Source organism: Protofrankia sp. Cas8, from assembly GCF_963555845.1.
Taxonomy (GTDB): domain Bacteria; phylum Actinomycetota; class Actinomycetes; order Frankiales; family Frankiaceae; genus Protofrankia.
Window position 1 is genome coordinate 1 of sequence record NZ_CAUVXI010000177.1, and the last position, 9,784, is coordinate 9,784.

The 9,784-nt window shown below is 69.3% G+C and carries 7 protein-coding genes; 3 read left to right on the plus strand and 4 right to left on the minus strand.

The features are described from left to right. Positions 1-99: 99 nt before the first annotated feature. The 4 genes from U9977_RS20760 to U9977_RS20780 form a co-directional block, all read right to left on the minus strand. A complete protein-coding gene (locus U9977_RS20760; protein WP_322750958.1) occupies positions 100-915 on the minus strand; it encodes a hypothetical protein in 816 nt (271 codons plus the stop codon). 654 nt (positions 916-1,569) lie between these two features. Further along, positions 1,570-2,085 carry a putative immunity protein gene (locus U9977_RS20765; protein WP_322750959.1) on the minus strand — a complete coding sequence of 172 codons (516 nt, stop codon included), beginning with the start codon at positions 2,083-2,085 and terminating at the stop codon, positions 1,570-1,572. A gap of 511 nt (positions 2,086-2,596) precedes the next feature. Then, positions 2,597-2,788: a hypothetical protein gene (locus U9977_RS20770; protein ID WP_322750960.1), complete on the minus strand. Its 192-nt coding sequence runs from the start codon at positions 2,786-2,788 to the stop codon at positions 2,597-2,599. Between the two features lie 324 nt (positions 2,789-3,112). After that, positions 3,113-4,279 (minus strand): site-specific integrase, encoded by a 1,167-nt coding sequence (locus U9977_RS20780; protein ID WP_322750962.1) that lies wholly within the window; start codon positions 4,277-4,279, stop codon positions 3,113-3,115. Positions 4,280-4,447: 168 nt separating this feature from the next. Between U9977_RS20780 and U9977_RS20785 the strand changes: the two genes are divergently transcribed. The 3 genes from U9977_RS20785 to U9977_RS20795 form a co-directional block, all read left to right on the plus strand. Then, complete coding sequence (locus U9977_RS20785; RefSeq protein ID WP_322750963.1) at positions 4,448-6,946, plus strand: TIR domain-containing protein; 2,499 nt, start codon at positions 4,448-4,450, stop codon at positions 6,944-6,946. Positions 6,947-7,444: 498 nt separating this feature from the next. Next, positions 7,445-7,822, plus strand: a complete 378-nt coding sequence (locus tag U9977_RS20790) for a hypothetical protein (protein WP_322750964.1) — start codon at positions 7,445-7,447, stop codon at positions 7,820-7,822. Between the two features lie 239 nt (positions 7,823-8,061). Beyond that, the coding region (locus tag U9977_RS20795) for a tetratricopeptide repeat protein (protein ID WP_322750965.1) at positions 8,062-9,784 on the plus strand (1,723 nt) is incomplete at its 3' end.

A 9,784-nucleotide genomic window follows, 5' to 3' on the forward strand; every position in this document is an offset into this window, starting at 1 on the left:
CAGTCGGGCGTCCCAACCGTCCAGCTGGAAACCGCACCCGGACATGCGGAACGGGCTCCGAGTCATGCTCGGAGCCCGTTCCGTTGCCTACGGAGAGGGTCAGTCGCTGTCGTTGACATTCCGTGCGGAACGGTAGGTGAGTGTTTCCCGCGCCTCATCCAACCGTCGCGACAGTTCCCGCATCTCTGCCTGTGCAGCGTCGCGCGTCCGGATCACTGCGCGGCGCGACCCGTACGTACCCCCGTGGCGCTTCTGTGCCACGTGGGAGAGGATTCCCGCACGACCAATGTCGTCCGCCTTGTTTCCTTCGTCTATGACGTCGCCAAGTACCGGGAAGTCCTTCCCGTCGCCCCACGCCGTGCGCCAGATAGCCTCACTGTTACGAGCAAGGTGGGTCGCCACGGCGAGGAACTCAATGCGGGCCACCCCCCGCATGAGCTGCGCGCCCGGGGTAGCGACGATTTCGTCGGCTGGAATGTCCAGCCGGTAGCCGTTGCGCGCGGCAGCGTCCCGAACTGCCCAGTACCTGAGCGTGTGGCGCGTCACGACGCGCGTCCGACCGTCCCGAGTGACGTAGAGCCATGAGTCCGCTTCCCGCGTGGCCACGGCGAGGGACGCTGGCTCAAACGCCCGGATCATCTTTGCGAGGTTCTGCGCGAACAGGAACACGGCATCCTGGCTCACATCGTCGCTCACGTCCCCTGTGCCGTACTTGCCGAATCGTCCGCCCGCAATGGTCGCGTTCCCGTCCATCCGCTTACGGGAACGTGTTCCGTCGACCACGCGGCAGTACTGCCGTGCGATCGTCCGAATCGACGTCCAGTCGCTCTCCGTAACCCGCGCCATGTCTTCCGGCTGGACGCTTGCGCCTGGAAGGTCGGACGGTGTGTCCGAAGAAAAAACGGCGTTGTTCATGAGGGACTCTCCTTGCAGGTGGGGGATTCCGGGGGGTGTTGTCCCGCGCCGGTGCCGATAACTAATTCTCCGCCTTTCATCGTCGGAATGCAATGCCGAATCGTCCGCCATTTCAAGATTCTTTCATTGTTATTGATTGTTGATGTTTCAGTCAAGAATACAAACCGATAGCCCGGAGGAATAGTCAACGGAAAAGAACAAAAGAAAGACGGCAGGAAAGGCAAGAAAGGAACGCCGAGCTAAAGGAGGTACGGTATCGGTATCCACGAACAGGCGAAAGACGACAGGACCGCCACGCCGCAGCGATCCAGCACCGCGCACCCGCCGCCCGTACCGACTATCAGCTCGTCTCCTCGCTACCCAGTCGGGGGGTGCTTGGGTATGCCACGAACCCCGTCTGGCCTGCGCCAGCATTGACCCGGGCGGCTACCCGCGTTAATGGGTAGCCCGACGGGCACTCCGACAGGCGGGCGGACGGGCCGCCGAACAGGTTGTAGGGAGCGGACCCAACTGGCGAGTCGCCGTCGTAGTTGGCGAGTGCAGGCGTCGAGGTGGTCCCGGACTGCTGTGTCGCCAGTGCCGAACAGATCGTCTGATCGGTACGGGTAGTCACGGTGGTGGAAGCTTCGACAGGCCACGACGATCGCAGGAGTGTCACCCGTCGAACACGGACCAGCAGATGTCGTTGCGCAGTCGCTGATCGTCCAGGACCAGTTCGCGAATCGCGTCCGGGAGCTGTTCGCGCTGCCAATGGCACTCAAGCCGTCTGGCGGCCTCAGTCTCGCCTGCGGGGGCCGCCGCGCGCGCAGCCTTGATTGCGTAGGCCGCGGCACCAAGCTCGTGTGCGGCGACATGTGCGACCACCCCGGCCTGGCCGGCGGCGAATGCCGCGTGACGCGCTGCTCCGCTCAACACTCTGGCCGCAGCCATGGCATGGCCGCCTGCCGAGCGGGACTGGGACATCGTGATCTCGCCTCGCGACCAGGCTCGAATCTGCTCGATCGCGTGGCGGGGCCGGGGGTCCGACGGCTGCACCGACTCGAAGAGGTACAGAACGTGCTCTGCGCAGGCAGCCGCCCATAGAGCCAGGAGCCGATGATCAGAGTCCGTGAGCGTTCCCCCGCGGCGAATGGTGATGAACCGGGGGTCGCGGTCCTTGGGGAGGATCACGAGTTCCACCGTACGGCGATGCTGGACCGTCTCTCGACGCCGGTCGGGGTGCCCTGTCATACCCCTCAGCCGCTCAACCTGCCCGGGATCCGACAACCAGGTCGGCGGGTCGGCCAGTGCCGGATGCCAGACGGAGACGGCTACGCATCGTGACCGCCTCGCCGTGAGCTAGCGGTCGTTGCTGGCCGCCCGGCAGTTTCCCGATGACCGCCAGCACTAAAGGAACCTGCGGGGTTATGAACTCTGAAATCGTTATCTCAGGCAGCGAGTTGGCCGTCTTGCTCTGCATGGGACGTGGTCTGGGGTGTGGCTGGCGAAGAGCTGCGGGGATTTTGCTGTCTCGGGCGCCTATCGTTTCGGGGTCTTGGTGCCGAATCGACCGTGGAGGAGCGGTTCTGGGGTTACTCGGGGTGGATGGGCAAGAGCCGATCAAGCCGATGGTGTCGTTGCGCACGCCGGAGGCCGGACAGTCCCGTGAAATCTGACCCCGGGGTCGGATGTCCCACGGGTTTCAGGATCTGGTGGGGAGATCGTCTCTGGGGAGGCGTGTCTCGGTGGTGCTGGCGGTTCTCCCGGCGTGGTGGGCGCGGGTGATCAGGCCTGCGAGGACGGCGACGGTTGTGGCTTCCCAGGTGTGGGCGAGCCAGGCGACGATCCGGGCGTCGAACGCGCCGAGCGTGACGCCGGTGATGCCGTTGAACATGTGGCGGCCGATGCTGCCGCCGCCGAGCTGGGTCTTTCTCGTTGTCGGGTGTATGAGCTGCTGCGCCGGTGGCGGGCCGGATCGGACCTGGTGTCGGATCTGATTCCTGGTAAGTCCAGGGGGTTGAGCAGCAACCGACCGGTCAGTGGCGTTAGCGGTCCCGCCGCGCGAGCAGCCCGAGCGCGCAGGTAGCTGTAGACGGTCTTGCGCCTGATCCCAAACTTTTGGCCAGGTCGGACTTTCGCCCGTCTCCCCAGCAAGTAGGCCAGTTTGTGTCAAGCCGCCAGGGTGCCCGGGGTGGTCCGGGTCGAGCACCCGGCGCTGTCAGAGGTTCTCGACCCAGCTGGCGGCGACGTCGTCGGGTGGGTTGGTGTAGAGCCGCAGGTAGCGGTCGTTGGCGTGCCCGAGCCGGCGCTCGAGCTCGGCCCGGTTGTGTCCGGACTCCCGCGACAGCCGATAGCCGAAGGTGTGTCGCAGGTCGTGCGGGCGCAGCGCCCCGAGCCGCCGTTCGGCGTTGGAGACCTCTAGGTCATGGATTCGTCCGATCTCCCCGACCACCGTGTTGATCGACCGCGGCGAAAGCCGCCCACCCGCCCGGCGGGTCGCGATCGAGCCCGCGGCCAGGAACAGCGCCGTCGATTCGGCGTTGACGTCGCCGGGCCGTTCGTGCTCCAGGTAGTCGGCGAGCGCGAGCCGGCTGTCCAGGCCGAGAAACATGGTGCGCATCGTGCGGCCCTTTCCGCGCACTCCGGTCAGCCGGGCGGTGCGGCGGCGGCGCAGCTCCGCCGGGTCGGCCGGGTCGAGCTGGGCCAGGTCCAGGCCGGCGACCTCTGCCCGGCGCAGTCCGGTGCCCAGCATCAGGTGCACGATCGCCCGGTCCCGCAACGGCCGGGCGTGCGCGTGCACCGCCGGCGTCGTGCCGCGGTCGCGGTGGGCGCGGCCGGTCAGCCGGTGGAACCCCTCGATCCGGTCCAGCACGTTCTTCACCGTCCGGACCTGCGCATCCCCCAACGCCCGCGGCGCGGGCGTTGGCAGCCGCAGCAGCTCCACCTTGCTGGTGGGGTCGCCGTGGCGCAGCAGGCCGGCCGGGGCGTGCACCGCGGTCCAGGTGAAGAACGCCGACAGATGCGCCAGGTGGTTGTTCACCGTCGCCGGCGCCATCAGCTGGATCCGGCCGTCGGCGAGCGTGCGCACCGGGCTGGCGGCGAGGTGTTCGCGCCAGCCGATCACTTCCCGGCGGGTGACCGTCGAGATCCGGTCATGGCCGAACCCGGCGGCGAACCAGGCATGGAACCGGCCCAGGTGGCGGCCGATCTTGCCGGTGACCTCGGCCGAGCGGACGCCGCGTACCGCCAGCTCCAAGTACCGACCGACCCACACCGCCACGCTGTCGTCACTCAGCCCGGCTGGGCAGGACGGGTCCACCACCTTTCGTGAAGCAAATTTTCCGCGTTCCTGGCCCGTCATCGCCCCGTCCGTGCCACTGGCCATGTAGGTTCCCTTCACGGAAGGGCCATTTCCTGAAACAAAGCCCAACCGTAACCCCGGGGGGCGGCATGACGGCGGGTAAACCATCACGATCAGGTCCGGAATCGTGTAGATCGGCCTGGCGGTTCGTAATCTTCTGCCTGGTTGACGGGCTGACGGCCGCGAGGGCGGATGGATCAGCCTGACCCGGCTGATGGTCCCCGACTACGTGACGCTGCGCCTGGTCCGGGCACCAAGGCCGCAGGACCAGCGCCGGGGTGGGATTTCTTTATCTCCTACACCGCCGCCGACCGGGCGTGGGCGGAGTGGATCGCCTGGCAGTTGGAGGACGCCGGTTACCGGGTGCTGGTCCAGGCGTGGGACTTCATCCCGGGCTCGAACTGGGCGGTCGGCATGCAGCAGGGCGTCACTGACGCCGCCCACACCCTCGCATTGCTGTCCGAGGCCTACCTGAGGTCCGTCTACGGGCGGGCCGAGTGGCAGGCTGCCCAGGCCGCTGACCCTCTGGGATTCGCAGGCAGGCTGATCCCGATCAGAATCGCCGACTGTCCCCGGCCCGGGCTGCTCGGCCAGATCGTCTCGTTTGACCTGTTCGACCTCCCCGAAGGCACCGCCGCCGCCCGGCTAGCCGAACAGGTCGCGATCCTGCGCGCCGGCCGGGCGAAGCCCGCGACCGCACCCACCTTCCCTGCCTCGACGTCATCGGCCCGGCCAACCCCACCCAGCCCCGAGCCAGCCTTCCCCGGCCCCTCCCAGGCGGACTCGACCGAACCGCCGTCCCGATATCAGCCCAGACCGGCTGACCCCCAACCACCGCCGGCCCAGTGGCCCCTCACCGGCCGGCACGCACAACCCCCGGCTGACTCCCCACGGTCCAGGTCCTCCAGACCAGCCCTGTGGATCGCCCTTGAGCAGCAGGCGGGCGCGTCGGCGGTGGCGTTTCCCGGCTGGCGGCCGGAGGTGTCGACCGCCCCGCCCCGGCCGGACGGCCTCCCCGGCCGGTGGAACCTGCTCCGGCAGATGCGCGACCAGCGGTCCTCCGCCGGCCGGGCGGCGGCCAGCGCCCTGCCCGGCGCCGGGGACGGGTCAGGGCCCGACCGGCGCTGGACGATACGCGGGTGGGCCGCAGGGATTGCGGCCATCATCATGGTGGTGGTGCTGGCCGTTGTGGTCTGGCCCAGACCGTTCGAGGGCGCACACGGCTGCGACGGCACCGGGACGGCCGTGTGGGCGATGCCGTCGCAGGACGAGTGCATCGGTTACAGCGACGGGGCGGGCCAGTTATTCGGTGAAGATAAGCGTCTCCAGACCATGGAACGGCTGGTCTTCCAGGAGAATCAATGCGCTGACAAACTGCGTGATGCGCCGCCGAACAACTTCCCACACCGGCCGTACGTCAGCGTGGTCTACCTGGCCGCGCTCACCCCGGACGGGTCGCTCCGCGACCTGGATTCCCTGCCGCGTGCTGACGAACTGGAAGGTATTCTGCTCCAGCAGATACGTCAGAACGGTGCGCTCGCCGCGGATGGATCGTGCCTACCCGCCGCAAGCATGACCGCGCCGATCCTGCGGGTCATCATTGCTAATGGCGGTAAGAACATGCGGCAGGTCGAGACCGTCGCGAGCCGTATCACCGCACTGGCCCGCCAGGATGCGAGTGTCGTCGCCGTGATCGGTATGGACCGCAGTACCGACCAGACCGCACGGGCGATCGCGCAGCTCGGACACGCCGGCCTTCCGGTGGTGGCCTCCACCCTGTCCGGTGACGGCCTCGAGCAGCAATCCCCGCTGTATTTTCAGATGGTGCCACCGAACGCGCGGGAGGCCCAGCTGATCGCCGCCTATGCGGAGCACGAGAAGAAAACCCGGGTCAGTGTCTACTACCCGCGCAGCGCCGCGGACAGCGACGACCTGTACGTCAGAACCCTGGTCACAGACCTGCGCAGAGAATTCGCCGGAAAGAAGATCGCCTTCGAGGACGCGGCGTGGGACGGACCGACGTTCTCGAAGAAACCCGATGCTCCGACAGCCTGCACGGATACCTCCAACAGGATGATTTTCTTTGCCGGTCGGGCCGCGGACTTCGGCGATTTTCTGTCCGCTATGCGGGAGAACTGCCCGGCGGGTGGGCAACCGGCGCCGATTCTGGCGGGTGACGCTGTTCACCGGTATGTGGTAGCACCCCCAGAAGGAGGTATCCCGGCAGGAACGACGATCTCCTTCGCCTCCGAGGACGCGGGCATCGAGCTCACCCAGAAGGGCTGCTTCCACGGCACGGTGGACCGTGCCAACCCGTACGCCCCCCAGGCGCTGCGGGACCTGTGCCGTGACATGGGCGAGTTCTACCGGTCGCAACACCTGCAACCGCCGTCGGAGGAGCGGTGGCCCGGCGAGTGGGTGGGTTTCGGCTACGACACCGCCGGGATCATCGTGCTTGCGGCACGTACCCCATCCCCCGGCCATGACCAGCCGACCACAGTGTCGATCGTGTCGGAGCTGCAACGCACGCCGTATTACGGCGCGACCGGCACCGCCGATTTCACCACGTCGCACATCGCCACGAACAAGAAAGAAGTGATCTTCACGGTCGAGTTGAGCAACCCGACGCCACTCCCCGTCTGCGTCTACGCCATCGACGACCGACCACCACGGGAGAACTGCCTGTCCTGACCCCACACGGCGCGGAGACGGGAACCCCGCACCGCGCGAGCGGGTCAGACAGAAACCGCCACCGTCTCGCAGGGGACGCCGCGGCACCATCCTCGATCTGGCTGCCCCCTTCGAGCAGACACTGGCCCGCGCCACCCTGCGCGGCTTCCCACCCGACTGGCTGTCCGACGCCGCCCGCCTCGACCACGTCCTGGTCATCTATGGCGTCCAGGTCGGGTGTCAGATTCCGCAGTCGTGTGCACGGATGTCCGAGGTCCTCTGCACGAGTCTGTCTCTCGATAGTTGATCCCAGCCGGGACGACGTATGTGCTGTCGACGAGACGAGCCGATCTGCGGACGCCCGGGGCGACGGGGTGTTGGTAGGTCATCCTTTGGTCGTGAGTACTGGAACCCGCCCCCCGGCCGTGGACGGGTGACGGTGGGGCCACTCGACGTAGATCCGTGTTCGTAGACTGGGGCCGATCAGCAAGATTTGACCTTGGTATGGGGGTGGTCGGTGTGCCTCGTCGGAGTCGACGGTGGCTGTGGGCCGGGCGTGTCGTCTTCGGCGTGATCGTCGTGGCGTTGGTGGTCTACTCCGCCGTGGTCGGGCTCGACAAGGCGGACAGGGTGGCCGGCGGCCTCGGCGCCGTCCTGGCGTTGCTCGCGTTGGGGGCGCCGTATCTGCTGCCCCCGCCGGGAGGTGCGTCGACGCCTGATCCGGACCGGGTCGATGACACCGGCAGGGCCACCGCCACGGACGGTGGGCGGGCCAACACCGGGCTCCAGGCCCCCGGCGATGACAGGCCGGCGCGGGTCGCGCGATCGGGGGACGCGACCGCGGACGGGCCGGGCTCGGTGGCCAACACCGGCATCCAGCGCGGCCCCCGGCCGTGACCACCGGCGGGAGCTCACTCGACCCGACGCCCGACGCGGTCACCGATTCCGGTGACGCGTCGGCCGACAACGGTGGGGTCGCCATCACCGGCGTCGTCATCGGCGATGTAAGGCCCGAGCATCACGAGCATCATCACCATCCTCCTGCGGTGCCGGCGCCGGAGTGGCCTGTCGTGGTGGGGCGGCCTCCCGCGTTGGCGTCGGCGTTCCAGCCCCGGCAGGGGTTACGGGATCGGATCGTGGCTGCCCGTCGTCGCGGTGCGGACGTGGTCCTGGCCCAGCGGGAGACCGGACGCGGTGGCGCGGGTCCGGGCACGCGGGTGCTGGCGGGTGGGGGAGGTGTCGGGAAGTCGCAGCTGGCGGCGTGGTTCGCCCACGACGCCGCAGCGCATGGCACGGACCTGGTGGTGTGGGTCAGCGCCGCCAGCCCTGACCAGGTCATCACCACCTACGCCCGGGCCGCGGCGCGGGCCGGTGTGCCCGGCGCCGTCGGCGCCGACCCGGCCGCGGACGCCGCGGCGTTGCTGGAGTGGCTGCACACCACCGACCGCACCTGGCTGGTCGTCCTCGACGACATCACCGACCCGGCGCCGCTTGCCGGCTGGTGGCCGCCGCACCGGCCTGGCGGATGGGCCCTGGCCACCACCCGCCTGCGCGACGCCACCCTCGCCAGCTCGGGACGCCAGCAGGTCGACGTCGACGTGTACAGCCCGGAGGAGTCGGTGGCGTACCTGACCGGCCGGCTCACCGACGCCGGCCGGGCTCATCTGCTCGACGCGGGCGCCACCGACCTGGCCGCGGCAGTGGAGCACCTGCCCCTGGCGTTGTCCCACACCGCCGCCTACATGATCAACGAGGAGGTGGGGTGTACGGCGTACCTGGCCCGCTACACCGCCGGCAACGCGCGACTCGCCGAGTTGATGCCCGCCAGCGCGGACCCCGACGCCTACGGCCGGCCGGTCGCCGTCACGCTCCTGCTCGCCCTGGCCGCCGCCGACACCGCCGATCCCGCCGGGCTGGCGCGCCCCGCGCTGGCGCTGGCCGCTCTCTGCGATCCCGCCGGCCATCCCGACACGCTGTGGGCCACTCCCGCCGTCACCGGCTACCTGTCCGCCCACCGCACCGGCGGCGGCGCCGGGCGGCGTCTTTTCGGCCGGGGTCGCGCCGGCCGGCGTGTCACCGCGGAGCAGGCCTACCAGGCGATGCGGCTGCTGCACCGCTACGGCCTGCTCACCCACACCCCCACCGACGGCGCCCGCGCCGTGCGTATCCACGCCCTGACCGCCCGCGCCGCCTGGGAAACCACCACCGACCCGGCCACCGCCGCCCGGGCCGCCGCCGACGCGCTGCTCGCGCTGTGGCCCGCCGGCGACCACACCGCCACCGACCTCGTCGCCGCGCTACGGACCAACACCACCACCCTCGCCGCCATCGCCGGTGACCTGCTCTGGCACCCCGACGGGCATCGGCTGCTGTACCAGGCCGGCACCAGCCTGCTGAACGCCGGCCTGCACACCCCCGCCGTCACCTACTGGCACCACCTCGCCGACCAGGCCACCCGGCTACTCGGCGACGAGCATCCGTCCACGTTGACCGCCCGCGCCAACCTCGCCGTCTCGTATCGGCGGGCGGGGCGGACCGCCGACGCGATCACCATCGGGGAGCGGGTGGCCGCCGACTTCGCGCGGCTGCTCGGGGAGGAGCATCCGGACACGTTGACCGCCCGCGCCAACCTCGCCAACTCGTATCTGCGGGCGGGGCGGACCGCCGACGCGATCACCATCGGGGAGCGGGTGGCCGCCGACCGGGAACGGCTGCTCGGGGAGGAGCACCCGGACACGTTGACCGCCCGCGCCAACCTCGCCAACTCGTATCGGCAGGCGGGGCGGACCGCCGACGCGATCACCATCGGGGAGCGGGTGGCCGCCGACTCTGCGCGGCTGCTCGGGGAGGAGCACCCGT